The organism is Nonomuraea sp. B12E4 (assembly GCF_039871825.1).
Classification (GTDB): domain Bacteria; phylum Actinomycetota; class Actinomycetes; order Streptosporangiales; family Streptosporangiaceae; genus Nonomuraea.
In genome coordinates, this window is the sequence record NZ_JBDPME010000013.1 from 224556 (window position 1) to 247671 (window position 23116).

The following is a 23116-nucleotide window of genomic DNA, read 5'->3' on the forward strand; positions in this document are numbered from 1 at the left end:
CCAGGTCCGACTCGATAAGTGGCACCCGCATCACAAGATCGACTAGGAGGTATGGCGCGTGGCCTCCGGCCCCAGCGAACCGCCACGGCGATCGCCGGATGACGACGACCCGCATCCTGAGGGCGTCTCCGAACCACAATCCGCCGAAGAGCCCCGGATCAGCCATTCCCCGCCTGGCCCCACCGACGACCGGGCCAGGGGGCTGCCCCTGACCTCGCCCTGGGGGATGCCGCCGTTCTCGGCGCCCATTCCGGAGGAGCCGCAGGAGTCGCCCAAGGGGCGCAGGCCGTACAGCTCGGCGACGGCGGAACCCGAGCCCCCGCTGCGCCGCCGGCCCCGCCGCATCGTCAACCGCCCGGACAAGCTGGTCGCCGGCGGCCCCCTCCACGCCGACCCCCGCCTGGGGGCGGGCCCGTCCAGCCCCGAGGCCGGGGGCGGGCGAGCGGAGGAAGCCCAAGCCGCGAGCACCGGGGAGGCCCGGACTCCGGGCGCCGAGGAAGTCCCGACCGGGGGCGCCGAGGAGGTTCGGGCTGCGGGCGGCGATGAGGCTGCCCGCTCGGAGGCTGCCCGCTCGGAGGCTGCCCGCTCGGAGGCTGCCCGCTCGGAGGCGGCCGGCTCGGGGGCGGCTGACCCGGAGGCGGCCCAGGAGGTGGAGGCGGCTCGTTCCGGTGCGGAGGCGGCGCCTGAGCGGGAGTCCGCGCCCGAGGAGGAGTCCGCGCCCGAGGAAGGGGACACAGTGCCCCGGCGGGACCCCCGGACGGCTCCCTATCGGCTCGCGTTCCCCGTCCAGGGGCGGGCGGAGACGTCCGATCCGCAGGACGACGCCGCGCACCACGACGAGGCCGATCGGCAGGACGAGCTGGAGTGGCACGATGAGGCCGCCTGGCGGGATGAGCGGGACGAAGGTGAGGAAGACGGGGAAGCGGTGCGGCGGGTCGGGAGGCCGCCGGCGGGGCGGCCGACGCGGCCCGATCGGCTGGTCGCCACCGGCCCACCCCGCCCCCAGGGGTCGAGCGGCAGGCACCACAGAGGCCCGGCCCCCGCCGCCCTGCGCAGGTCCAGCCCGGTACACCGCGGCAGCAGGGCGGTCCCGATCGTGGTCAGCCTGGCCGTGGCGATCCTGGCGGCCGCCGGTGTGCTCGTGTGGCGGTGGGCCGGCGATGACTCCTCCGGCCTGCGGCTGGAGGCGGGCACGGGCCGCTCGGGGGACGAGCTGTTCACCGTTCCGGCCGCCGGCGACGGCACCGACCAGAAGCTCAACGACATGACCTCGGTGGGCCGCACGGTGGTGGCCGTCGGCAGCGACACGACGAGCCCGACCCCGCGCCCGCTCTTCCTGTTCTCCCCGGACGCGGGCAAGACCTGGCAGCTCGGCCAGGTGAGCGGTGCCGCGACGCCCACGGTCCAGCGGGTGGTCGGCGGCGCGGGCCGCTGGCTGGCCAGCGGGGACGACGCGACGTCGGGCAGGCGCGGCCTGTGGACCAGCACCGACGGGTTCAGCTGGACGGCCGTGGAGCAGACCGGGATGGCCGCGTTCCGGGCCGGCGACCAGATCCACGACATCGCCAGGACGGACTCCGGGTTCGTCGCGGTGGGACGTACGACGGGAGACGACGGCGGTTCGGGCCCCGCGGCCTGGCGATCCGGCGACGGCCGGACCTGGGAGCGCGTCGAGACCAGGGGCCTGGAGGTACGGGAGATCAAGGCGGTGGTCGCCAAGGGCGACACGGTCGTGGCCATCGGGCAGCCCGCGGAAGGCGAGGGTTCGCGGGTGCTGCGTTCGGCCGACGGCGGGCGCACCTGGCAGGCGACCGGCTTCCAGCTTCCCGAGGCGGTGCCGCGGACCGGTACGGTGGCGGTGCTACCCAAGCGGTTCGTGCTGGTGCCGACGCGGCAGCGCACGGTCGCCGGGGACGTACGCGTCTATTGCTCGCCGACCGGCGCGCAGTGGTCACAGTGCGGCTCGATCCGCGGGCTCAGCGGCGAGAGCCCCGGCGTGGAGTCGCTGATCTCCTACCCGTCGGGCGTCGCGGCGATCACGCAGGCGGGGCTGGACAAATACGCGGTGCTGACCACCACCGACGGCGGCGACTGGGACAAGCGCACCGACCTCGGCGACCTGCGGGGCGCGACGTTACGCGGGTTCACGATCTCCGACGGCGGCACCCTGTTCGCCGGCGGCGACCAGGCGGCCTCCGACGTGGACAACCAGCTCGTGCTCCTGGCCGCGCCGCCGCGCGGCCAGGCGTCGCGCGTCCAGCTCGCCCAGGTCGACGGCCTGACCCGGGTCGCGCGCGAGACCAACGGCCTGGCCAGCCACGACGGCAGATACGTCGCGGTCGGCTCGGCCTCGGGCGACGCGGGCCTGTGGACGATCAAGAACTGGCAGAGCTGGAAGTCCATGAGCCTCGGCGGCGCGGGCAGGCAGTCGTTGGAGGACGTGGCGCACGGCGGCCGGGGCTGGCTGGCCGTCGGCGGCACCGAGACGAACGTGGGCGTCATCGACCCCCTCCTCGTCACCTCCGAGGACGGCGAGAGCTGGAAGCGGGTGAACGACACCGGTGACCTCGCCCGCGACGCCGGCCACGTCTCGCTGGAGACCCACGTGGTGGCGGCGGGCGCGCGCGGCTACGTCCTGGCCGGCGAGACCAGGGACGAGGCCGGCACGGTGCGCGCGGCCATGTGGTTCACGCCCGACCTGCGCAAGTTCACCAGGTCGGAGAAGCTGCCGCAGGGTGGCTCAGGCGTGCGGATCCACGACGTCGTCGCGAGCGGCGACGGGTACGTGGCGGTGGGCGGCTCGGGCGCCGCCGACCAGGAGAGCAGCGTGGTCTGGTACTCGGAGGACGGCGTGAACTGGAGCCCGCGCCACCGCGTGGCCCCGCCGGAGGCCACCTCGGCCGGGCTCCGGCGGGTCACGATTCACCAGGGCGATCTCGTGGCCATCGGCACCGCGATCACGGAAGGCGCCCGCCGTGCCTTCGCGGCCGTCTCGGACGACGACGGCGAGACCTGGCGGACCGCCTGGTTGCCGGCGGACCAGGCGGCGGACGCGTTCGACCTGGCGGCGGCGGAAGAAGGACTGGTGGCCGTCGGCTGGCACGGCGTGCCCGGCGAGGGCGACAGCGCGGCCTGGACCTCCCAGGACGGCCTGTCGTGGAACCGCATGGTCCTGACCAAGGACCGCCTGGCGGGCCAGGGCGCGCAGTGGCTGACGGCGGTGGCCGTGTCGGGCTCGGAGGTGGTGGCACTCGGCCGGTCCACGACGTACAACGCCGACCACCTGATCCTGTGGACCTCCAGCCTGACCGCGAACCGATAGCCCCGAGCGGTCACCCAGCACGGGGAGTCCATGGTCACCTCGGCAGCACGCCCCAGGCGGCCAGGGACTCCAGGAGTCCTTCTGAGAGGGGCAGGTGGGCCAGTTCGGCCATGCCGTACCACCGCACGTCCGCGGCGTCGTCCCCCGCTGTGGGCACCCCTCCGGAGACGCTGGCCAGGTAGTCGCGGATCACGTACGTGACCCCGCCGGGTCCCGGGCGGTCCACCGTGCCGGCCAGCCGGCCGACCTCGACGTGCAGCCCCGTCTCCTCCAGGACCTCGCGCCGCACCCCCGCGATGTCGCTCTCGCCGGGCTCCAGCCGCCCGCCGGGGATCGACCACAGGCCCATGCCGGGAGGATGGCCCCGCTGGACGAGGAGCAGCCGGTCAGAGGCGTCGAAAATAATCGCGCCGACACAATTTACGCGCACATGACCAAGATTACGACGGGATAACGTGAACCGGTCTTGACGCGACGACCCTGGAAGAAGCAGCGTGGGTAGCTGTGAGAGCGGCACCAACTTGCCCACGGTGTTTTGGCCCGCTTCACGGGCCGAGCGCGTGGTCGACATCGTTCCGATGCGACACGCACGGCGACGTCCTGCCCTACCAGCCTCCCCATCCGCCGACCAGCATGGCGCTCGAGGCGATGCGCAAGACCTCCGTGGTGCCCGTGTGGCTGCCCTGGCCGCTGCCACCGGGCTGGCTGGTCACCGGATTCGCCGAGGTGGGCGACCAGCGCACCGGGGGCCGGGCGAGCGTGGTGGCGCTGTCCGGGCCGTCGCTGATGGCGGAGGGTCCGGCCGACCTGCTGATCATCGCCGAGGAGCCGGGCATCGGGCTCGGGGCGTCCTTCGCCGGGCTGGACGGTCCCGACCCCGGCGAGGGATTCGACGCCGGGCCGCCGAACGCCAAGATCGAGGTGCTCGGCCATCCCACCGCCATGTGGTGCGTGGGGGGCGTCGACGACCGGGCGGTCTACGCCGGTGAGGCGCTCGGTAACTGGTTGTGGGCCATCGCCTGGCCGGCCGACGCGGGCTGGGTGATCGCGCTGTCGGAGTTGGCCCTGCGCGACGCCCGGGACCAGGACCTGGACGTGCCCTTCGGGGCCTTCTCACCGCGGCTCGAGGATTAGGCCGGTGAACACGATTCGCGCTGTCGGGCAGACGGGCTAGAGTTCGGAAACGTGACAGCGCGTATCGAGCGAGTGGTGACCGAGGGCGTCGTCGACATCGACGGCACCGAGCACAAGGTCGAGAACAACACGTGGATCATCGGCGACGACGACGAAGTGATCGTCATCGACGCGTCGCGTGACGCCGAGAAGATCCTCGAGCAGGTGGGCGAGCGGGAGGTGCTGGCCGTCATCTGCACGGCGGGCCTGCCCGACCACGTCGGCGCGGCCATCGAGGTGGCCAGCAGGGACGAGGCCGTGGTGGCCCTGCACCCCAAGGACAAGCCCCTGTGGCGGGAGACCTGGTCGGAGACCTGGCCCGACATCGACATGGAGGACGACGGCCGCTTCGAGGTGGCCGACGTGGCGCTCGACGTCATGGAGACGCCCGGCGTCACGCCCGGCGGCGTGTCGATCTACTGCGAGGACCTCCAGGCCGTCTTCACCGGCAAGGCCCTGCAGGCCGACGGCCCGGGCAAGCTGGGCGGCGAATATCCGGCCCTGGCCGACCAGCTCACGGCGATCGGCGGGCGGCTGTTCACGCTGCCGGGCGAGACCCGGGTGCTGCCGGTCCACGGTGACGAGGTCACGATCGGCGACCTGGAGCCGCACTTCGACGACTGGGTGTCCGGCTCCCTGACGCGGGCCGACACCGACGCCCCGGCGGCCGGGGGTCCGCTGAGCGATGGCACCAAGATCTCCGGGATCTCGCTCAACCCGGGCGACGACTAGATGGGGCACTGCCGCCACCTGGAGGAGCGGAGCGGGGAAAGGCGGCGGCGCCCGTCGATCGGGTCCACCTTACGGAGTGAGGCCGGATGAGCGCCGTGCAGGGTCAGCTTCCCCTGGAAGGGATGCCGCGGCGGCTCTATTCGTGCACGCCGTCGCGGTTGAACACGTGGCTCGACTGCCGCCGCCGCTACCGGTTCACCTACCTGGATCGGCCGCAGCCCTCCAAGGGGCCGGCCTGGGCGCACAACAGCGTAGGGGCGAGCGTGCACAACGCGCTGGCGGGCTGGTGGCGGGAGCCCTATGAGCGGCGGACCCCGCTGACGGCCTCCATCCTGGTCACGAACGGGTGGATCGACGAGGGCTTCAGGGACGCCGAGCAGTCGGGGCGGTGGCTGGGCCGCGCCCGCGACCTCGTGTCCGGATATGTCGCGACGTTGGATCCGTCCGACGACCCGGTCGGCGTCGAGCGCACCGTGGCCACCCGTACCAAGGTCATCGCCCTGTCGGGCCGCATCGACCGGCTCGACCGGCGCGGGGACGAGCTGGTCGTGGTCGACTACAAGACCGGACGACGGCCGCTCACCCAGGACGACGCGCGCTCGTCGCTCGCGCTGGCCACGTACGCGATCGCCGCCTCCACGATGATGCGCACCTCCTGCCGCACGGTCGAGCTGCACCACCTGCCCACCGGTGAGATCGTCGAGTGGCGGCACACCGACGAGTCCCTGACCCGCCACCTGCGGCGCGCCGAGGAGATCGGGGCCGAGGCGGCGACGGCGGACGAGCGTTACCGCGAGCTCGTGCCCCAGGGCGGCCGGGCCCGGCCGGCCGGGGCGCCGGGCGAGCGGCCGTCGGTCGGGCCCGCCGAGGTGCCGGCGGAGATCGACGAGCTGTTCGCGCCGAGCCCCGGGCCGATCTGCTCGTGGTGCGACTTCCGCCGCCACTGCGCCGAGGGCCGGGCGGTGGCACCGGATCGGCAGCCCTGGGACGGTCTCGCCGAGTAAACCGCCGTTACCGAAGTGGGGCAGCGGTTATGGACCGGGTGTGGCGCGCGTGGGGCGATTACCGGCGGTGGTGGCGCTGGGATCGCTGTTCAATCCGCTCAACTCGTCCATGATCGCTGTGGCGCTGGTGGACATCGAGGCCGAGTTCCGGGTCGGGATCGCCACCGTGACCTGGCCGGCGGTGCGCTCGCGGTGGGGCCGGCCGCCCGCGCGGGGCTGCGGACGGTGCTGGTGGCCGGCGTGCTCCTGCCGGTCAGGCGGCCAGCTCCGGCGGCCGGCGCCGGGGATCGGTCAGGCCCCTGAGCCCCTTGCTCACGTCGTAGCCGGCCGCCGCCAGACGCTCCCTGGCGGCCCTCAGCATGTCTCTGGTGGCCTGTGAGAAGACGTGGTCGTGCACGGGCTCCGGCAGCGCGTTCAGGCCCAGCCGGAAGGCTCTCAGCGCCGCCGTGACCGTCACCCCGGGCACCTCGGGCAGTGCCCCGTACATGCGCCGGGCCCAGTCGGGCAGCGTGTAGTAGCAGAGCGCGCCGAACGGGAAGTAGGCGGGCTTGCCCGGCGAGAGCAGCCGCAGCTCCCGCGGCAGCCGCGGCCACATCAGGAAGCGCACCGTCGCGGCGGCCTCCTCGGTCACCCGCAGGCTGGGACGAACCTGCTTGAAGTAGGCGTCCATCTCCGCGCACGAGCCCGGCACGTCCTCGCGGTGCAGCCCGACGTAGGTGGCGCTCTTGCGCTGCTCGTGGAGGTAGCGGTCGGCCTCGCGCTCGGTGAGCCCGAGCCCGCCGCGCCTGGCGACCGCCAGGTACGACGACACCTCCGCGCAGTGCACCCACAGCAGCAGCTCGGGATCGTCGACCCGGTGGGTCCGGCCGGTGTCGGGATCACGGATGCGCAGCGCCTTGTGGATGCCCCGCACCCGCCGGCCGATCTCGTCGGCCTCCCGCGGGCTGCCGAACGTCACCCGCCCCACGAAGTCGGCGGTCCTGCGCAGCCGCCCGAACGGGTCCTCCTGGAAGGAGGAGTTCTGCCAGACGCCGAGCATGGCCAGCGGGTGCAGGGCCTGCAGCATCAGGCTGCGTACGCCGCCCACCCACATGGAGCGGTCGAGGTGCACCCGCCACGTGATGCTGTGCGGCGGCTGGACCACGATGTCGTCGATGCCGGACATGGTAAACGGATGATTACATGGCATGGGACCGTATGTCCAAGAAGTGCTTCTCGGCCGCGTTCCAGAACCTGACCAGCGCCGCGGCGGTCGTCTCCGGCGCCTCGACGGCGGGGGAGTGGGCCGCGCCCGGCACGACCACGCTCTCGGCGCCCAGCCGGGCCGCCATCTCCGACTGCACCTCGGGCGGCCAGCCGTCGTCGTGCTCGCCGTACAGGACCAGGGTGGGCACCTCGATCTGGCGCAGCTCGTCGGTGCGGTCGTGCATGGTCAGCACCTGCCGGGCCATGCAGGTCAGGCCCAACGGGGAGTTGGTGAGCAGGCGCTTGCGCAGGAAGGCCAGGATGTCGTCGGACACGTCGGCGGCCAGCGCCTCGGGCTCCAGCCGCTGGTGCCACACGTGCTCCAGGCCCAGCGTGGGGATCTCGTCCACGATCTTCCTGCCGGTCAGCGCGCGCTCGCCCTCGATGGCGGCGGGGCCCGACCCCATCAGGGTGAGCGACGCGAACTTCGTCCGCCCGTCGATCACCGCCTCCCTGGCCACCAGCCCGCCGAACGAGTGACCCACCAGGTGCACGGGGTCGCCGCCGCCGACGATCTGGGCCAGCGAGTCGACGTCCGCGCCGAGCGAGGGGCAGGTGTAGGCGGAGGGGTCGTCGGGACCCGGCGTTTCGTACTGGCCGCGCTGGTCGATGGCCACCACCCGGCGGCCCGACTGCGCCAGCGTCATCAGGATCGCGATGAAGTCTTCCTTGCTGCCCGTGAGGCCGGGGACGAGGAGCGCGGGCCAGCGCTCAATCACACCACTGACCGGAACCGCCTCCAGGACCGCGAACGTGCCCTGTGGCGTGTCGATCTTTCGTGGTGCGACGCCAGGAGGCAGATCGAGGAATCGCGGCGTACTCACGTGAGGCAACAATACCCAGAGGTCAGCGCCTCGACACCGGCATGGCCATTACGCTGGGCAAGTTCGGGGGAGTTGTGACCTATGGGCGACCTTGAGATCCGGCCCGCGACCTCGCGGCCGGCCCTGACGTGGGGCGCGCACCCTGGCCGGGTGCGCGCCTGTTCGTCCGGTCCGGCCGCCCGATGGCCGTTCCCGTATCGGCCCGCCCGGGGGCGGGTGCCGAATTCGGTCCGAGGGCGGTTGCCTACTCGGTTCAGCCCGCGCGGCGGCGGTTGCCGCCTCGGGACTGGCGACGCTGCTGCTTGCGCTCGGTGGCGGCGGACGGGGCGATGTCGTCGTCGTCCGTGGCCAGGTCGGGCGATTGGAAGATCACCGCGAACGGGCTCGGCGGGATGATCCGCTCCGGCTCCTTGCGCGCCGGTGGCGGCGGCGTGGTGAGGAAGCTCGGCTCGGGCCCCGGGTCGGATGCCGCGCGGAATCCCGTGTCAGGCGCCGTGACCGGCTCCGCCGCGGGGGCGGTGACGGGCTCGACGGCGGGCCTGGCGGCCTCTGTCACGCCCTCCGTCACGGCCTCGGCCTGGGTGGCCGTCCGGCGCGTGCGGGTGCGCTTGGCCGGCACGTCGGCGCCCTCGGCGACGGCCCGGCGGGAGCGGGTGCTCCTGACCGGTGTCTCGGGCGTGTCGGCCAGTGCCTGCTCGATGGCGGAGGTGGCGGCGCCCCGGCGGGTCCGGGTGCGCTTGTCTCCGGCCATGTCCTGGATCTCGTCGGTTGAGAAGATCGCGGGAGTGTCCTCCGACTTGGCCTCCACGAGCTCGGCCTCCGGCGTCTCGGCGGGTGCGGTCTCGGCCATCTCTCTGCCGCCTCGAGTGCGGCGGCGCTGGCGCGGCGTACGGGCAGGGCGCTCCTCGCGCTCGTCACGGCGCCCACCAGCGGACCGGCCGCCGCGCCCGCGCACCCTCCCGGTCTCTCCGAGGTCCTCGATGTGCTCCGCAGACAGCCCTGCCCGCGACCGGTTGGCGTGGGGCAGGACACCCTTGGTGCCCTCGGGGATGTTGAGCTCGGTGTAGATGTGCGGTGAGGTGGAGTAGGTCTCCTCCGGCTCGGCGAAGTCGAGCCCGAGCATCTGGTTGATCATCTTCCAGCGGGTCAGCTCCTCCCACTCCACGAACGTGACCGCGATGCCCGTGCGCCCGGCCCGGCCGGTGCGGCCGATGCGGTGCACGTAGGTCTTGTCGTCGGTGGGGCAGTCGTAGTTGACCACGTGGGTGACGTCGTCGATGTCGATGCCGCGGGCCGCCACGTCGGTGGCCACCAGCACGTCGATCTTGCCGTTGCGGAACGCGCGCAGGGCCTGCTCGCGCTGGCCCTGGCCGAGGTCGCCGTGCACGGCCGCGACCGCGAAGCCGCGCGTGTCGAGCTGCTCGGCGACCATGTCGCAGGCCCGCTTGGTCTCGCAGAAGACCATGGTGAGCCCGCGGCCCTCGGCCTGCAGCAGCCGCCCGACGATCTCGATCTTGTCCATCCGGTGGGCCCGCCACACGAGCTGGCGCACCTGGGGGGTGGCCTCGCCCTCGCCGCTCTCGAGCTCGGCGCGTACGTGCGTCGGACGGTTGAGGTATTTGCGCGACAGCGCGACGATCTCTCCCGGCATGGTGGCCGAGAACAGCATCGTCTGCCGCTGCGCCGGGATCAGCTTGAAGATCCGCTCGATGTCGGGCAGGAAACCCAGGTCGAGCATGCGGTCAGCCTCGTCGAGCACGAGGGTGGTGACCTGACTCAGGTCGAGGTGCTTCTGCTTGACCAGGTCGAGCAGGCGGCCGGGGGTGCCGACGATGACGTCGACCCCGGCCTTGAGCGCCTCGATCTGCGGCTCGTAGGCCCGTCCGCCGTAGACGGTCAGCACTCGGGAACCGAGTTTGCCCGCCGCGGTGACGAGGTCCTCGCTGACCTGTACGGCCAGCTCGCGGGTCGGTACGACGACCAGCCCGCGGGGCTTCTTGCGGTTTTTGCGCGGCTTGCCGATGCTCTGCAGCATGGCGATGCCGAACGCGTAGGTCTTACCCGTGCCCGTACGCGCCTGACCGATCAGGTCCTGGCCGCTCAGGGCGAGCGGGAGTGCCATTTCCTGGATGGGAAACGGTGTGACGATGCCCTCGGTCTCGAGGGCATCGGCGATCTCTGGTGTGACTCCGAGGTCTCGGAAAGTCGTCAGCGTGGCCTGCCTCAGTCTCCAATGAAGGCGGGCCTGCCGGGACCGACGGGCGGAAAACAGCCCCCGTTACGTGGGTCCACGCGGTAGAGCCAGCCCTCTCGCGTCATCAGCGACCGCGCACCCGGGGAAGCGGGGGGTAACCAGGGGAATCCCCCGAATTAACACACTGCGGTCGCACTTTCACAGAGCAGTGTACTCGATACCACAACGCTGGCCGAGCTTGCGTATGTTCCCGAAGATTTCCCGAAGTACGCTGCCTTCCATGAAGGAGTCTCCAGGAGTCGTCGATCTCCTCGGCGTGCTGGCCTACGCGGAGCTCAGCGCGTACGCCCGGATGACCGAGGACGCCGCCACGCTGGCACCCTCGCTGGCGGACCGGGCGGCGCTGAGCGAGCTGGCCGTGACCGAGTACGCCCACTTCCGCCTGCTGCGCGACCGGCTTGCCGAGCTGGGCACCGAGCCGGAGGCGGCGATGTCGCCGTTCGTCGCGGCGCTGGACGCGTGGCACGCCCAGACCCGGCCGGGGGACTGGCTGCAGGCCCTGGTCAAGACGTACGTGGGGGACGGCATCGCGCTCGACTTCTACCGGGAGGCGGCCAGGCTGCTCGACGCGTCGATCGCCGATCTGGTGGACGAGGTGCTGGTGGACGAGGGGCGTTCGCGCTTCGCGGTCGAGCGGGTCAGGGCGGCGATCCAGGAGGATCCGACGGCGGGCGGGCGGCTGGCGCTGTGGGCGCGACGGCTCGTCGGCGAGGCCCTCAGCCAGGCGCAGCAGGTGGCCTCGGCGCGGCCGGAGCTGGCGCTGCTGGTGGTGGAGTCGGCCGGGGAGGGCGCTACGGATATTTCACGGCTTTTCGCGAGATTGACGGAGGCGCACGGCAAGCGCATGGCCGCCATGGGCCTCTGATCGCGTCAGTCCGCCCGGCCAGGGCCGTGGCGCCTGCCAGGAGCTGCTCACGGGCAGGATCGCCGGGCGTTTCGAAGTGACCAGGTCCGCCGTCTCGCGGCATCTTCAGGTGCCCAAGGAGGCGGGTCTGGTCATCGAGCGGCGCGAGGACACGAAACGGCTGTACCGTGCCAGGCATGAGGGCCTCGCGCCGCTACGGCAGTTCCTTGACGAGATGTGGGCCGAATCGCTGGACTTCGCGCGCGGTATTGCGGAGGGAGAGCGCGGGTTGTCCGATCACGGAGCCGAGGCGGGATGACGTCCCTCGGCACCGCCGACCACCGGGCTGCCGGATCGGCGGATCACGTCTCCTCGGCTGAGCCCGCCGGATCGGGCGGTCCGCATGCCCGAGCCTGAGCCCGCTCGATCGGCAGGCTGGAGCCCGGCGGCCGCCTGCGCGGCATTCGCGTGGGACACGGTCTGCGCGGCCGGCGTCGAGGCGCCTCGCACGTTCGCATGGTGAGCGATCACCCTCGGGGGTTCGCGTCGTCCAGGCGTTCGCGTGAGTGGGTGGGTGATTTGTCCGGGCGTTAGCGTCGGGACGCGCGGTCGCGTGGCTGCGTGGTCGCATAGGGGTACGGCGCCCGGCCGTACCCCCGGCTTGAGCTCTTAGAGCGTGCCGCCGAAGCCGACCGGCCGGGCCTCGTCCTCACCGATCTCGACGAACCCGAGGGAGGCCATGGGCACCACCACTCGCCTGCCCTTCAGATCGGTGATGGCGAACACTCCGCCACGATCGGCCGACAACGCGTTTCTGATCTCTTCTTCGACCTGCTCCGCCGTGAGGTCGGTCTCAACAACGAGTTCGCGGTGTACGGAGCGTACGCCGATCTTGATTTCCATGCTGGCTCCCTAGTCGACGGGCTGGCTCACTCCCATCGTGGCCGCTCGTACCCGGGAAAAAGCGAATGATCGCGCCCAGCGAACGGTTTATGCCGTACGCGGAAAACCGCTGATGCCGCGCCAGGCGAGGCGGGCCATGAGTTGCTCGGCCGCGTCCTTGGGGATCGAGCCGTGTGTGGTGACCCAGTAACGGGCGCTCACCTCCGCCATGCCGACGAGGCCCACACCGAGTAGATGGGCCTCGTCGCTCGTGCACCCGGTGTCCTCCTGGATGACCGCGCTGACCATCTCCGCGCACTCGCGCAGCGAGCGCTCCACTCGCTGCCGCACCGGCGCGACGTTGCGCAGATCGGACTCGAAGACCAGCCGGAACGCCTCACCCTGCGAGGAGACGAAGTCGAAGAACGCGCTGAACGTGGCCTGCACGCGCAGCTTGTTTTCGTGGGTGGAGGCCAGTGCCTCCCGGCAGCGGTTGACCATGTCGTCCACGTGCAGGTCGAGCAGCGCCAGATAGAGCTCCAGCTTGCCGGGGAAGTGCTGGTAGAGCACCGGCTTGCTGACGCCGGCCCGGTCGGCGATCTCGTCCATGGCGGCCGCGTGATAGCCGTTCTCCACGAACACTTCCTGCGCGGCGCTCAGTAGCTGCCGACGGCGGGCAAGGCGGGGCAGCCGGGTGCCCCGGGGCTTGGCGTCCGGGGTTGCGGTCACGCGGGTCTCCATAGGTCTCTCAGCGGGCTGTTCGGACATCCTACGTGCGGGTAGGCGACACCTCAGCGACAGTCATCACGATTGAGCCGCCTCCGCAGGAGGTCACCGCATCGCCTCGCTCTCAGCGGTAGTCCTCGTCGTCGAGATCCACCACGCGGTCCTGCTCGGCCGCGTCCGCGGGATCGACGTCGAGCGGCACCTCCCGGCGCAGCCTGCTGAAGTCGAGGCGTAGCTCGCGCTGCTGCTCGGCGGCATCCGCCTCGGGAGTCTCGATCGACAGCTCCCGATCCTCGTCGTCATAGGACCTTTCGTCCCCGCGAATGTCCATCTCCGACATCTTCGGTCCCCCTCTTGGTGTGGACGGAACCAGCCTACGCCCGGCTGAAAAGGTCGCCGTGCTTCTCCACCCTGGCGAGTACGTCCTGCGCCTCGAACACCAGATCCTCAGCTCGTTCGCACCCTTCGACCTCTTCCCACATCAACGGAGTCGATACCGTCGGCCGCTCCCTGGCGCGCAGCGAGTAGGGCGCCACGGTGGTCTTGGCCGGGTTGTTCTGGCTCCAGTCGATGAACACCTTGCCCGGCCTCACCTTCCTCGTCATCACGCTGACGATCTGCGCGGGATGCTCCTTCGCCAGGAGCTGGGCCAGCCGCTTGGCGTACGCGGAGGGCTCCTCGCGGCAGTCCCAGTCCGCGTACAGCTGCATGCCCTTGTTCCCGCTGGTCTTCGGCCTGGCCGTGAGGCCCTCGCCGGAGAGCAGCTCGCGCAGTATGAGCGCCACCTGGCAGCACTCCACGATGGTCGCGGGCGGCCCGGGGTCTAGGTCGAACACGAGTGTGTCGGGCGGCAGCGCCTTGCCCTCCTCATCGACGCGCCACTGGGGTACGTGCAGTTCCAGGGCGGCCAGGTTGGCGTAGTAGACGAGCGAGGGCAGGTCGTCGAGGATCGCGAAGTCGATGCTCTCGCGGTTCTTGGTGCTGCCGGAGACGGGCAGCCTGGCCCGCCTGACCCAGCCGGGGATGTGGTCGGGGGCGTTCTTCTCGAAGAAGAACTGGGAGCCGACACCGTTCGGGTAGCGCTTCACGGTCAGCGGCCTGCCCCGCAGGTGCGGCAGCAGGACGGGCGCGATGCGGCTGTAGTAGTCGATGATCTCGGCTTTGGTGAAGCCGAAGTCCGGATAGAGCACTTTGTCCAGGTTGCTCAGCGTCAGCTCGCGCCCGCCGACCTTGACCGGCACTTTCATCGCGTCACCTCTGAGGGGCTCTTGTCGGCGCGCAGGCCGCGCCACACGGGATGGCGCAGTCGCTGCTCGTCGGTCCACATCGTGTAGGCCACCTCTCCCACCAGCTCCGGCCGCACCCATCGGTTACGCCAGGGGACCTCGTTGTGGAAGGGGCTGCCCGGGATCTCCAGCGGGCGCAGCCGCCGGTGGAGGTCGTCGAGCACGGCGTCGGTGAACCCGGTGCCGACGTGCCCGACGTAGGTCAGGCCGTCGCTCGTGTGCACCCCCATGATCAGCGACCCGATCCCGCCCGACCGGCGGCCCTTGCCGGGTTTCCAGCCGCCGATCACCACTTCCCTGGTGGTGAGGTTCTTCACCTTGATCCACCACGGGGAGCGCGTGCCGGACCGGTAGGGGGAGTCGAGGCGCTTGGCGACGACGCCTTCCAGCCCCTGCTGGTGCGTGGCGCCGAGGAGGTCGGAGTCACCGGGGAAGCACGGGGGCGCGCCGATGTCGAGCTCGTCCAGCAGGGCGCGGCGGTCCCGGTAGGGGAGGTCGAAGAGCGGCGTACCGTCGAGATAGAGCAGGTCGAAGGGCATGTACGTGATCGGATACCGCTCCAGCAGCACCGGCTCGGGATCGGTCAGGTGCATGCGGCGCTGCAGCCGCTCGAAGCTGGGCCTGCCGCGCGTGTCGAGGGCGACGACCTCGCCGTCGATGATCGCGTTCTTCACCCCGAAGCCCGAAATTTCCGGATATCGCCGTGTATATTCCACTCCATGTCGCCCTGTCACCTTAAGTCCACCGTCAAGATGGACGATGGCACGGATGCCGTCCCACTTGACCTCCAGGCCGTACCGTTCGCGATCGGAGGGTAGTTCCCCAGGTACAGCCAGCATTGGTTCGATTGGGTATGGCATTGGTTGCCCCATGACGGGTATGTGCCCATTGGTGGGCCAATGAGAGCTGAGGAGTGCCGATGCGCAGCATCTGGAAAGGTGCGATCTCCTTTGGGCTGGTCACGATCCCGGTCAAGCTCTATTCCGCGACCGAGCAGAAGGACGTGACCTTCCATCAGGTCCACCGCGAGGACGGCGGTCGGATCCGCTACAAGCGCGTGTGCACCCAGGACGGGGAAGAGGTGCCGTACTCGGACATCGCCAAGGGATACGAGCTGGCGACGGGCGAGATGGTGGTGCTCACCGACGAGGACTTCGAGGACCTGCCGCTGAGCACGTCACGCAGGATCGACGTGCTGCAGTTCACCCCAGCCGAGCAGATCGACCCCATTTACTTCGCCAAGTCGTACTATCTGGAGCCGGACGCGCAGGGGGCGAAGCCGTACGTGCTGCTGCGCAACGCCCTGGAGAGCTCCGGCCAGGTGGCGGTGGTGAAGGTGGCCCTGCGGCAGCGGGAGTCCCTGGCCACGCTGCGGGTGCGCGACGGTGTGTTCGTCCTGGAGACCATGCTCTGGCCTGACGAGATCCGCGCGCCGGACTTCGGCTTCCTGGAGGAGGACATCGAGGTACGCGCCCAGGAGTTGTCGATGGCCGAGTCCTTGATCTCGACCATGGAGTCGGACTTCGACCCGAGCGAATACCACGACACCTACCGTGAGGCCCTGCAGCAGGTGATCGAGGCGAAGGTGGCGGGCAAGGAGGTCATCGCGCCTCGCGAGGAGGAGGAGGCGCGGCCCGCGGTGGACCTGATGGCGGCGCTGAGGGCGAGCGTGGAGGCGGCCAAGCGCGAGCGGGAAGGCGAGCCGGCGAAGCCGAAGCAGGCAGCAGGCGGGGCCGAGAAGCAAAAAGGGGCACCGCTGAAACGCAAATCCCGCAAATCCGCCTAGTAGTACTTGGTTAGGTCGAGATTTGGTGAGACGGTCGTTGCATGACTCCGGCGTAGCTGGCTGATGTCCGAGGCCGTCTTGAGGACTTCGCGGGTGAGGTGTTCACCTCCTTCGCGCGTCGGGAGCGGCGGTCCAATGGCGGGCTGTACCTACGAAGGCTGATGCTGGACGGGCGGCGGAAGTCGATGGTGCCGAAGGCCGAGCGGCTGGGAGTGGATCATCAACGGCTGCGGCAGTTCATCACCTCCTCGACCTGGGATCACGTGGCGGTGCGCAGACGTCTGGCGCAGCGCGCGGTAAGCGTGGTGGCTCCGCAGGCGTGCGTGCTGGATGACACCGGCCACCTCAAGGGACGGTGACGCCTCCCCCGGGGCGGCCCGGCAGTACACCGGAGCTGCGGAGAAGGTGACCGATTGCCAGATCGTGGTCAGCGTGCACGCGGTCACCGATACCTGCTCTGCGGCGCTGACCTGGCGGCTGTTCCCGCCACAATGCTGGGACGAGGCGTTGGCCGAGGATGCGGCCGAGGCCGCGGTGATCGCCGAGCGGCGGCGGCGTTGCGGCATCCCTGAGGGTCAGCGGCACCGCCCCAAGTGGCAGCAGGCGTTGGAGATGCTCGATCAGCTGGCCGCCTGGGGGCAGGTACCGCCGCTGGTGGTGGCCGACTCCGGCTGCGGGAGCTGATCCGCCCGGCCAAGATCCGCTGGCGGATCGAGCACGACATGACGCGGCTGTGATCGACCGTGCGGCTCTGGGGGCGCGCTTCGGCGGTGAAGCGCGGGCGACCGTTGGTGCCGTCGACGGGATCTGCTTGTCTCCTCTTCCAGCAGGTCGTCAGACGATGGCGGTGCTCGTGCCGGTTTGGTGACCGGCCGCTGCTTCTCGTTGCGGCACTGCCCGTCGGTCGGGGCCTTCTTTACCCACAAGCGCAGGGTCTCGCGGTTGATGCCCAGGCCACCAACGCGTGCATTCCGTGCATCCGCGCCGGGTCAGGCAGGTACAGCGCGACGGCATCCGCCTTGAATTCCGGAGGCTGCGGCTCCATCGCCACGTGGAACGCCTTGTCTCTGGATCTTGGCGATCAACAAACTGGACATATCAGGATAATATGTGTCATTTCAGTTGATAAATGTTTAATGCAAGCAATAAGATTGTTAGTGCATAGCAAAATGGAGTGATTGCTGTTTGTCCGCCTGTCGCGTCGGAAATGACATTCAATGGATGACTCCTCAGCGGCCGTTCAGGGCTTTGTTTTGGAGTATCCGGAAGCATCGAGAATGGGGCAACCGATCCTTTAGGGGGAACACAATGCCCGAGCTCAAGAGTGTTATCGCAGGCCTCGCCATCAGCACGGCAATGACCGGCGGCGTGGTCGGCCTGGGTGCGGCGACGACCGCGGCCAGCGCTGCCACCCAGGTCGGCGCCAGCGCGTCCATGCTCACCGGAGGCGGCTGCCGGGGCTGGGGCTGGTGCGGTGGTCACCGCCGTCACCACAGGATGCACATTCGGCTGAACGTCTTCAACCGCAACTTCAACCAGAACGACCACTTCAATCACGAGCGGCGCCACGACAGGCACTGGGACAAGGACGACAGGTCGTTCTACTTCAAGCCGCAGGAGCGCAGGTTCGAGCTCATTAAGCCGCTGAGGGAAGAGGAGGAGAAGGACGAGAAGGACTATGAGGAGAAGGACGACGCGGCGGCCGAAGCGCCCTGAGGCTGGCAATAGCACCGTGCGCTGACGGCGTAGAGATGGGCGCCTGTATTTTCGTGGGTGTTCGTTGCTCACAGTGCAGTGAATTCGACCGCTGAATGTCGGCGGTCTCGGGGTTGTTCCTGTTCGTGGCTCGACCCTGAGGTTCATTCTCGGCGTCTCCACGGTGATTCCGGGTGAGGGCTCCGCTGGCATTGGCCAGGGGGCCCTCGCTGTTTCTGCGGATGGACGGTGTCTTGGCGGACTTGCAGACCGCGAGCGTCCGTGCGTCACCCTTTGGCCATGAGCTGTGCCCAGGCGGGTTCTGGCCGCCCCCTGCCGTGTGAGGCCGGCGAGTTGCGGACGTGGTGGACCTCTGCCTCGGAGCATTGGTCGTATTGCATGCCTGGAGCCGGGGGATCGGCTTCCTGCGGCGGATGACGAGCGGGGCGGTTCGCCGGTCATCAAGGACCGCCCCTTCTGCCGTGAACTGCCGGGCCGGCTTACCCGATTCGCGCAGGCGCACCTCCCAAGCACGACCTACCGCGAGAAGACGTCGATCATCACGTACAGGTCACCGGTTGTGTCGTCCGGCGGCTGATAGCGGCACTACGGCAGACTCCGACGCCCACCCGGCACGAGGTCCACCTCCTGAGACCATCGGTTATGGGCACGACGCTCCGGCAACACCCATCTCCACGGGTTGCCGGTCCGGGGCACCTCCCCAGTCCCGCCGCCACCCAGACCGCCTTTCCCGGCGACAACGACACCCCTGCCAACCAGGGAAAGACCGCCAGTCACCGCCACAACCACCAGGAGCGGCGTTCCCGAGCCCTACCCTCGCGGGCGGAGATCCGACGCGTCCTGGCCCGGCTGTTCATTCCCGCCACCGACACCATCGAGCACGTCCTGGCCGGGCGAGCCTTCCGCCGCCGCCACCAACGCTCGCGCCCGGCTCAGCCGCTATCACCGACGCGGAGATCCACTACCTCAAGATCTGTGTAATGGAGAGTCGTGGCAATGCCATGGCGTCTCAGTCGTCCGCAGCCGACACCAATCCTCGCAAATCCATCCATATCGGATTATTTCACCATATTCATTCTAATGGATCTCATGACGACCTAAGGGTGGGGCAAAAGTTATCGTTTGCCGTTTATGGGAGCCCAGGTCGGAAAGCATGAAGGTGGCGACGCACCGTGACCGCGCAGACACTCATCGTTGCCGAAGGGATATGCCGGAAACTCAGGTAATTCCGGGACAGCACAAGTGAAGACGCCTTCGAGGAAACCCTAACGCCGCTCCCGGGGCGATCCTGGCCTCATCCCGCCGAATGGCATATCCCGCCGAACGGGGGTCGCTGAAGCCGAGCGCCAGTGGCCGGCCGGCAGGTGGCGACAACGAGTTCTGATGTCCGGGTGCGGCGGAGGCGATTGGCGGTGCGGCCACGCGTGTTCGCAAGCCTTCGCATTTTTGTAAGGATCCCCCAGGTGGGGTGCCAAGGCCATGCGCCGATCCGGCGGGCCGATATCCGGAGTCCTGTTGACGAGATGATCAATGGCACTTTTGTGCGTGGCCTCATCGTCGATCGCGGACAATCGGACATATCGTACCATTTCATTGGATAGACGTTTAATGCAGGTAGTAGAACTGTTAATCTATAGCAAAATGGGGCGATTGCTGTTTGCCTACCCGCTGCTTCGGAAATGACATTGAATGGATGACTCCTCAGTAGCCGTCCAAGACTTGTTTCGGGGTAATCCGGAAACATCGAGAACGGGGCAACCGATCCTTTAGGGGGAAAACGCAATGCCCGAGCTCAAGAGTGTTATCGCAGGTCTCGCCATCAGCACGGCAATGACCGGCGGCGTGGTCGGCCTGGGTGCGGCGACGACCGCGGCCGGCGCCGCCACCCAGGTCAGCGCCGGCACGTCCATTCTCACCGACGACGGCTGGGACTCCGGCGACGACTTCGTCGGCGACGACTTCGGCCACCGCCGCAACCGCGGGTTTGGCTTCGGCGATCAGGGTGGATTCGGCTGGGGTGGCTGGGGCGGTCGCTGCCGCGGTCAAGGCGGAGGGGGGTTCCGCAACGGTCGCCACGGCAGTGTCTGCCTCAACGTCACCAACGACAACTTCAACGACACCTGGGACGACAGGCGCGACTATCGGCGCGACGACAGGCGCGAGCACGACAAGTTCCGCGTCAAGGACGAGAGGCGTCGCGACGAGCGGCGCGTCGTGAAGCCGCACCACGACCACCCGTGAGGCGGATGATATGACCGCGTGCTGATAGCGTGGAAATAAGTGTCCGCATCTCGAGATGGTCGTTGTTCACAGCGCAGTGAATTCGATCGGTGAAGGTCGGGCTCTCAGGCGTGTTTCGCACCTTGGTCGCGGTTCGGCCTGAGGTTCATTTCTTCGCATCTCCGCGGTTATTCTCGGCGAGGGCTCCGTTGGCATTGGCCAGGGGCCCTCGCCGTTGTGTGTACGGGGGTCGGTTTCCCTCGTGTGGTTTGCGGTTGGCGCCGTCCGATGCGCGCCGGCGAGGCTGCGAAGGGCTTGGCGAATGAGCGATCCCGCGTTATGGCCCGTAGTGATGCTCTGAGGATGACCACTATAGGGCAAAATCGGACAATTCCGGTTTGCGGGCCATTCTGGAGGATATATCCAAGATACGGATGATTCGCTATTGGTCATCCGGGGCGCTACCCCGCAATTCGGTATCTTCCGGTGAGCGGGGAGCGTCGAGAACGGGGCGATCGATCCTTTAGGGGGAAACGCAATGCCCGAACTCAAGAGTGTTATAGCAGGCCTCGCCATCAGCACGGCACTTACTGGTGGCGTGGTCGGCCTGGGCGCGGCGACGACCGCGGCCAGCGCCGCCACCCAGGTCGGCGCCGGCACGTCAATGCTCACCGGAAGCCACGGCTGTGGCTGGCGTCGCTGCTGGGGCGGCGGACGCCGGCACCATCACAACAAGCTCCGCGTCCGGGTCAACGTCTTCAACAACAACGTCAACCAGAACCATAACCGTCACCACGAGCGTCGCTTCGACCGGTTCAACCGCTACGATCGGTTCGACTTCGGCCACGACCGCTTCGACCATGACGACTCCGACCGTGGCTTCGACGATCACGACGACTGGGATGAGTAGGGCTCGGGCCACAGCATGAGCGCGTGGCGCATTCCAGAGCGTCACTCAGGAGTCCGCTGACGCGATAACTCCGGCTACTCGAATGAGTGCCCGTATTCGCATGGATCGACGTCCTCCTCACGGAGGAGGTCTGCCGCGAGTACGGGCACTCATACCTTTCTCCCTGTGCCGTAGCACCAACCACTACCGCAGCCATCCCGCGAACGGCCGTCAACTACTCGGTTTTCCACCATGAGAAAGCTTCGGCCCCGCACGCCAGCCTCCTCGGCTGTTCACCGGACCGCGATGGGGTCCCGGCCGGTGGATCCCGGTGGATCCGGCGGGTGCCGCGTCGCCGCGGCGGCGGGCTGCCGTGATGGTCAGGGCCGCCGGCAGTGTGGTCACGAAGATCGCTACCGCGAGTGCGGTCCAGGTGGCTCCGTCGGGGTGGATCAGGGCTTGGCCACGCAGAGCCTGCCATGCCGTGATGGCGAACAGTGCGGAGTATCCCAGGATGACGACGCCGGTCAGCTGAGCGCGTACGCGTTCGTGGCGGAGCAGGCTGATCCGGGTCGCGAGGGCGGTGAGGATGAGTACCGTCAGCAGGAACACCTGGACGGAGTGCAGGCCGATGAAGTGTGGGACGCGCAGGTCTCCGCCTTCGGTGCTCCAGTTCGTGATCGGCATGCCGCCGCCGTCCGGTGCGCCCACCCCGTGGCCTCCCACGAGTGAGACCGGGTTGCCGTAGGCGTCCTTGGCCGTCCGGGGTCCGTTCGCCGAGGTCGACGCGGTGATGAAGGATGCCAGCGCCATGCCGAGGACGGCCAGTCCGATCCCGGCGCGCAGGGCCCAGGTGAGTGCCGCGTCGCCGGTCCGCTGGAACAGCAGCATGATGGCGATGAGCAGGTTCGCCGCGAACAGCCCCATCACGCCGCCGGAGAAGATCAGTTGCCCGGTCGCGTTGAACGCGTCGGTTTCGGCGTTGAAGTGGCTGTATGTGCCGCGGGCTGCCTGCACCGTGATGAAGCCGACGTCGATCAGCCCCGCGACGGCGAAGGCGGTTCCGAGGGTCCACATGGTGCGCTTTGCCTTGCGAAGCTGCGGCAGCATCCAGGCGAGCGTGGCGCCGAACATGACGAACGAGACCCCGAACTTCAACGGCTTCGCCCAGATCGACTCCGCCATGAGTTCGCGGCCGTCTATGAAGAGGCCGAAGCCCGCGACGACGACGAGTGCCGACATCGCCGCCACCATGACCATCAGCGGCCGGTGCCACAACCTGATTGTCGCCTGCATTGGCTATAGAGCGAACCAGCCTCCCGGCCTCACCGGCGCCAAGCACCTCGAAGACTGGCTCACCAACGTCGAGAACGACACCCTCCCTGCCCTGCACGCCTTCGCCCGCGGCATCCGCCGAGACTACGACGCCGTCACCATCGGCCTGACCCTGCGCCACAGCAGCGGGGCCGTCGAGGGCAACGCCTGCCGCGTCAAAGCCTCAAGCGCCAGATGTTCGGCCGCGCGAACCTCGACCTCCTCCGCAAGCGGGTTCTGCTGGCATAGCTCACGCACCGTGACCACATCACGACCTTTGTGCCAGAGCCAGTTTTCCACGGCCGCTCTCACTGCTGCTCGTGCCCAACATGATGGCCCACATCGAGTGGACGGCAGTGGCGTCGGCGGCCGTGTTCCGCGGGTCGTGGATCCACGGCACACCGCCGGGCACGGCGCGCGCACGCCACCACATCCAACGCGGTGAGGCGCCGCTGGGCCTGTGCGGTGCCCCCGGGCAGATCATCCATCACGGCACGAAAACCGGGCACCACCAGCCAGGGCGGCAACAGGGAAGCAGATGAGCGGGCCACTCCGACCGGCTTGACGCCCTCCTTGATGGCGGTGGTGTCACCAGCGATCAGCACCGCATCCGGTTGGCTCAGACGCTGCTCCATACATGAGCGAACCTCATCGTGCAGCAGGCCGGCATCCCATTTCGCGGGTGAGCAGGTGCCGGAGCAGATCACTCATCGACTGAGGTTTTCTCTGCGACTTTCACATGATCCGTCCGTGCTCGAAGTGGGTGAGAACCAGCGCTGCTCGGGCCACATCGCCAATTCGTGAGGGGCTGAGCGTCAAATGCTGAAGGGTGCGCCAGCGCTGCTCCAGGAGCGCGAAGCCACGTTCGCCGAGACAACGAAGGCCGCGCAGAAGGGCGT

Annotated in this window: 24 protein-coding genes; 12 read left to right on the forward strand and 12 right to left on the reverse strand. The window is 69.0% G+C overall.

What is annotated here, in order from left to right; translation table 11 throughout:
• Positions 1–58 precede the first annotated feature (58 nt).
• Positions 59–3322 (forward strand): hypothetical protein, encoded by a 3264-nt coding sequence (locus ABGB18_RS28040; RefSeq protein ID WP_347698593.1) that lies wholly within the window; start codon positions 59–61, stop codon positions 3320–3322.
• A gap of 34 nt (positions 3323–3356) precedes the next feature.
• On the opposite strand, the gene ABGB18_RS28045 is transcribed toward ABGB18_RS28040, so the two are convergent.
• Positions 3357–3752, reverse strand: coding sequence for an NUDIX hydrolase (locus ABGB18_RS28045; protein WP_347698594.1), 396 nt, complete (start codon positions 3750–3752; stop codon positions 3357–3359).
• A 74-nt stretch (positions 3753–3826) separates the two neighbouring features.
• On the opposite strand from ABGB18_RS28045, the gene ABGB18_RS28050 reads away from it, so the two are divergent.
• The 3 genes from ABGB18_RS28050 (at position 3827) to ABGB18_RS28060 (ending at position 6231) form a co-directional block, all read left to right on the forward strand.
• Positions 3827–4456 carry a DUF6758 family protein gene (locus tag ABGB18_RS28050; RefSeq protein WP_347698595.1) on the forward strand — a complete coding sequence of 210 codons (630 nt, stop codon included), beginning with the start codon at positions 3827–3829 and terminating at the stop codon, positions 4454–4456.
• A 51-nt stretch (positions 4457–4507) separates the two neighbouring features.
• The gene (locus tag ABGB18_RS28055) at positions 4508–5227 is read left to right on the forward strand and encodes an MBL fold metallo-hydrolase (RefSeq protein WP_347698596.1); all 720 of its coding nucleotides are present in this window, start codon (positions 4508–4510) and stop codon (positions 5225–5227) included.
• A gap of 86 nt (positions 5228–5313) precedes the next feature.
• Positions 5314–6231: a PD-(D/E)XK nuclease family protein gene (locus ABGB18_RS28060; RefSeq protein WP_347698597.1), complete on the forward strand. Its 918-nt coding sequence runs from the start codon at positions 5314–5316 to the stop codon at positions 6229–6231.
• A gap of 253 nt (positions 6232–6484) precedes the next feature.
• On the opposite strand, the gene ABGB18_RS28065 is transcribed toward ABGB18_RS28060, so the two are convergent.
• The 3 genes from ABGB18_RS28065 to ABGB18_RS28075 form a co-directional block, all read right to left on the reverse strand.
• Positions 6485–7396, reverse strand: coding sequence for an oxygenase MpaB family protein (locus tag ABGB18_RS28065; RefSeq protein ID WP_347698598.1), 912 nt, complete (start codon positions 7394–7396; stop codon positions 6485–6487).
• A 13-nt stretch (positions 7397–7409) separates the two neighbouring features.
• Positions 7410–8300, reverse strand: a complete 891-nt coding sequence (locus ABGB18_RS28070) for an alpha/beta hydrolase (RefSeq protein ID WP_347698599.1) — start codon at positions 8298–8300, stop codon at positions 7410–7412.
• A gap of 253 nt (positions 8301–8553) precedes the next feature.
• Positions 8554–10422 carry a DEAD/DEAH box helicase gene (locus tag ABGB18_RS28075; protein WP_347698600.1) on the reverse strand — a complete coding sequence of 623 codons (1869 nt, stop codon included), beginning with the start codon at positions 10420–10422 and terminating at the stop codon, positions 8554–8556.
• A gap of 352 nt (positions 10423–10774) precedes the next feature.
• Here ABGB18_RS28075 and ABGB18_RS28080 point away from each other — a divergent pair, with 352 nt between their 5' ends.
• On the forward strand, positions 10775–11419 hold the full coding sequence (locus ABGB18_RS28080; RefSeq protein WP_347698601.1) for a ferritin-like fold-containing protein: 645 nt from the start codon (positions 10775–10777) through the stop codon (positions 11417–11419).
• Between the two features lie 109 nt (positions 11420–11528).
• Positions 11529–11717, forward strand: a complete 189-nt coding sequence (locus ABGB18_RS28085) for a hypothetical protein (RefSeq protein ID WP_347698602.1) — start codon at positions 11529–11531, stop codon at positions 11715–11717.
• A 350-nt stretch (positions 11718–12067) separates the two neighbouring features.
• Here ABGB18_RS28085 and ABGB18_RS28090 read toward each other — a convergent pair whose 3' ends face one another.
• The 5 genes from ABGB18_RS28090 to ligD (ABGB18_RS28110) all read right to left on the reverse strand — a co-directional run bounded on the left by ABGB18_RS28090 (position 12068) and on the right by ligD (ABGB18_RS28110) (position 15164).
• A complete protein-coding gene (locus ABGB18_RS28090) occupies positions 12068–12301 on the reverse strand; it encodes a DUF3107 domain-containing protein (RefSeq protein ID WP_347698603.1) in 234 nt (77 codons plus the stop codon).
• 87 nt (positions 12302–12388) lie between these two features.
• A complete protein-coding gene (locus ABGB18_RS28095) occupies positions 12389–13009 on the reverse strand; it encodes a TetR/AcrR family transcriptional regulator (protein WP_347698604.1) in 621 nt (206 codons plus the stop codon).
• Between the two features lie 121 nt (positions 13010–13130).
• A complete protein-coding gene (locus tag ABGB18_RS28100; RefSeq protein ID WP_347698605.1) occupies positions 13131–13337 on the reverse strand; it encodes a hypothetical protein in 207 nt (68 codons plus the stop codon).
• 43 nt (positions 13338–13380) lie between these two features.
• Complete coding sequence (ligD, locus tag ABGB18_RS28105) at positions 13381–14253, reverse strand: non-homologous end-joining DNA ligase (protein WP_347698606.1); 873 nt, start codon at positions 14251–14253, stop codon at positions 13381–13383.
• On the reverse strand, positions 14250–15164 hold the full coding sequence (gene ligD / locus ABGB18_RS28110) for a non-homologous end-joining DNA ligase (RefSeq protein ID WP_347698607.1): 915 nt from the start codon (positions 15162–15164) through the stop codon (positions 14250–14252). The genes ligD (ABGB18_RS28105) and ligD (ABGB18_RS28110) overlap by 4 nt, the downstream gene beginning before the upstream one ends.
• 47 nt (positions 15165–15211) lie before the next feature.
• Between ligD (ABGB18_RS28110) and ABGB18_RS28115 the strand changes: the two genes are divergently transcribed.
• The 6 genes from ABGB18_RS28115 (at position 15212) to ABGB18_RS28140 (ending at position 20924) form a co-directional block, all read left to right on the forward strand.
• On the forward strand, positions 15212–16078 hold the full coding sequence (locus ABGB18_RS28115) for a Ku protein (RefSeq protein ID WP_347698608.1): 867 nt from the start codon (positions 15212–15214) through the stop codon (positions 16076–16078).
• 98 nt (positions 16079–16176) lie between these two features.
• Positions 16177–16437 carry a transposase gene (locus tag ABGB18_RS28120; protein WP_347698609.1) on the forward strand — a complete coding sequence of 87 codons (261 nt, stop codon included), beginning with the start codon at positions 16177–16179 and terminating at the stop codon, positions 16435–16437.
• The gene (locus tag ABGB18_RS28125) at positions 16409–16762 is read left to right on the forward strand and encodes a transposase (RefSeq protein ID WP_347698610.1); all 354 of its coding nucleotides are present in this window, start codon (positions 16409–16411) and stop codon (positions 16760–16762) included. Before ABGB18_RS28120 ends, ABGB18_RS28125 begins: the two co-directional genes overlap by 29 nt.
• Before the next feature lie 624 nt (positions 16763–17386).
• Positions 17387–17794 carry a hypothetical protein gene (locus tag ABGB18_RS28130; protein WP_347698611.1) on the forward strand — a complete coding sequence of 136 codons (408 nt, stop codon included), beginning with the start codon at positions 17387–17389 and terminating at the stop codon, positions 17792–17794.
• 1782 nt (positions 17795–19576) lie between these two features.
• On the forward strand, positions 19577–20035 hold the full coding sequence (locus ABGB18_RS28135; RefSeq protein WP_347698612.1) for a hypothetical protein: 459 nt from the start codon (positions 19577–19579) through the stop codon (positions 20033–20035).
• A 517-nt stretch (positions 20036–20552) separates the two neighbouring features.
• Positions 20553–20924, forward strand: a complete 372-nt coding sequence (locus tag ABGB18_RS28140) for a hypothetical protein (RefSeq protein WP_347698613.1) — start codon at positions 20553–20555, stop codon at positions 20922–20924.
• Positions 20925–21134: 210 nt separating this feature from the next.
• Here ABGB18_RS28140 and ABGB18_RS28145 read toward each other — a convergent pair whose 3' ends face one another.
• From ABGB18_RS28145 to ABGB18_RS28155, 3 genes are all read right to left on the reverse strand, one after another.
• The gene (locus tag ABGB18_RS28145) at positions 21135–22199 is read right to left on the reverse strand and encodes a hypothetical protein (protein ID WP_347698614.1); all 1065 of its coding nucleotides are present in this window, start codon (positions 22197–22199) and stop codon (positions 21135–21137) included.
• Positions 22200–22322: 123 nt separating this feature from the next.
• The gene (locus ABGB18_RS28150) at positions 22323–22517 is read right to left on the reverse strand and encodes a hypothetical protein (RefSeq protein WP_347698615.1); all 195 of its coding nucleotides are present in this window, start codon (positions 22515–22517) and stop codon (positions 22323–22325) included.
• A gap of 8 nt (positions 22518–22525) precedes the next feature.
• Positions 22526–22852, reverse strand: a complete 327-nt coding sequence (locus tag ABGB18_RS28155; RefSeq protein WP_347698616.1) for a hypothetical protein — start codon at positions 22850–22852, stop codon at positions 22526–22528.
• Positions 22853–23116: the final 264 nt, after the last annotated feature.

What these genes read in the sequence shown, in the direction of transcription:
- ABGB18_RS28130 (WP_347698611.1), top strand. Translation starts at nt 17,387, where the DNA reads ATGCCCGAGCTCAAGAGTGTTATCGCAGGCCTCGCCATCAGCACGGCA.
- ABGB18_RS28135 (WP_347698612.1), top strand. Translation starts at nt 19,577, where the DNA reads ATGCCCGAGCTCAAGAGTGTTATCGCAGGTCTCGCCATCAGCACGGCA.
- ABGB18_RS28065 (WP_347698598.1), bottom strand. Translation starts at nt 7,396, where the DNA reads ATGTCCGGCATCGACGACATCGTGGTCCAGCCGCCGCACAGCATCACG.
- ABGB18_RS28080 (WP_347698601.1), top strand. Translation starts at nt 10,775, where the DNA reads ATGAAGGAGTCTCCAGGAGTCGTCGATCTCCTCGGCGTGCTGGCCTAC.
- ABGB18_RS28060 (WP_347698597.1), top strand. Translation starts at nt 5,314, where the DNA reads ATGAGCGCCGTGCAGGGTCAGCTTCCCCTGGAAGGGATGCCGCGGCGG.
- ligD (WP_347698606.1), bottom strand. Translation starts at nt 14,253, where the DNA reads ATGAAAGTGCCGGTCAAGGTCGGCGGGCGCGAGCTGACGCTGAGCAAC.
- ABGB18_RS28155 (WP_347698616.1), bottom strand. Translation starts at nt 22,852, where the DNA reads ATGGAGCAGCGTCTGAGCCAACCGGATGCGGTGCTGATCGCTGGTGAC.
- ABGB18_RS28140 (WP_347698613.1), top strand. Translation starts at nt 20,553, where the DNA reads ATGCCCGAACTCAAGAGTGTTATAGCAGGCCTCGCCATCAGCACGGCA.
- ABGB18_RS28100 (WP_347698605.1), bottom strand. Translation starts at nt 13,337, where the DNA reads ATGGACATTCGCGGGGACGAAAGGTCCTATGACGACGAGGATCGGGAG.
- ABGB18_RS28075 (WP_347698600.1), bottom strand. Translation starts at nt 10,422, where the DNA reads ATGGCACTCCCGCTCGCCCTGAGCGGCCAGGACCTGATCGGTCAGGCG.
- ABGB18_RS28125 (WP_347698610.1), top strand. Translation starts at nt 16,409, where the DNA reads ATGACACCGGCCACCTCAAGGGACGGTGACGCCTCCCCCGGGGCGGCC.
- ligD (WP_347698607.1), bottom strand. Translation starts at nt 15,164, where the DNA reads ATGGGGCAACCAATGCCATACCCAATCGAACCAATGCTGGCTGTACCT.
- ABGB18_RS28090 (WP_347698603.1), bottom strand. Translation starts at nt 12,301, where the DNA reads ATGGAAATCAAGATCGGCGTACGCTCCGTACACCGCGAACTCGTTGTT.
- ABGB18_RS28145 (WP_347698614.1), bottom strand. Translation starts at nt 22,199, where the DNA reads ATGCAGGCGACAATCAGGTTGTGGCACCGGCCGCTGATGGTCATGGTG.
- ABGB18_RS28115 (WP_347698608.1), top strand. Translation starts at nt 15,212, where the DNA reads ATGCGCAGCATCTGGAAAGGTGCGATCTCCTTTGGGCTGGTCACGATC.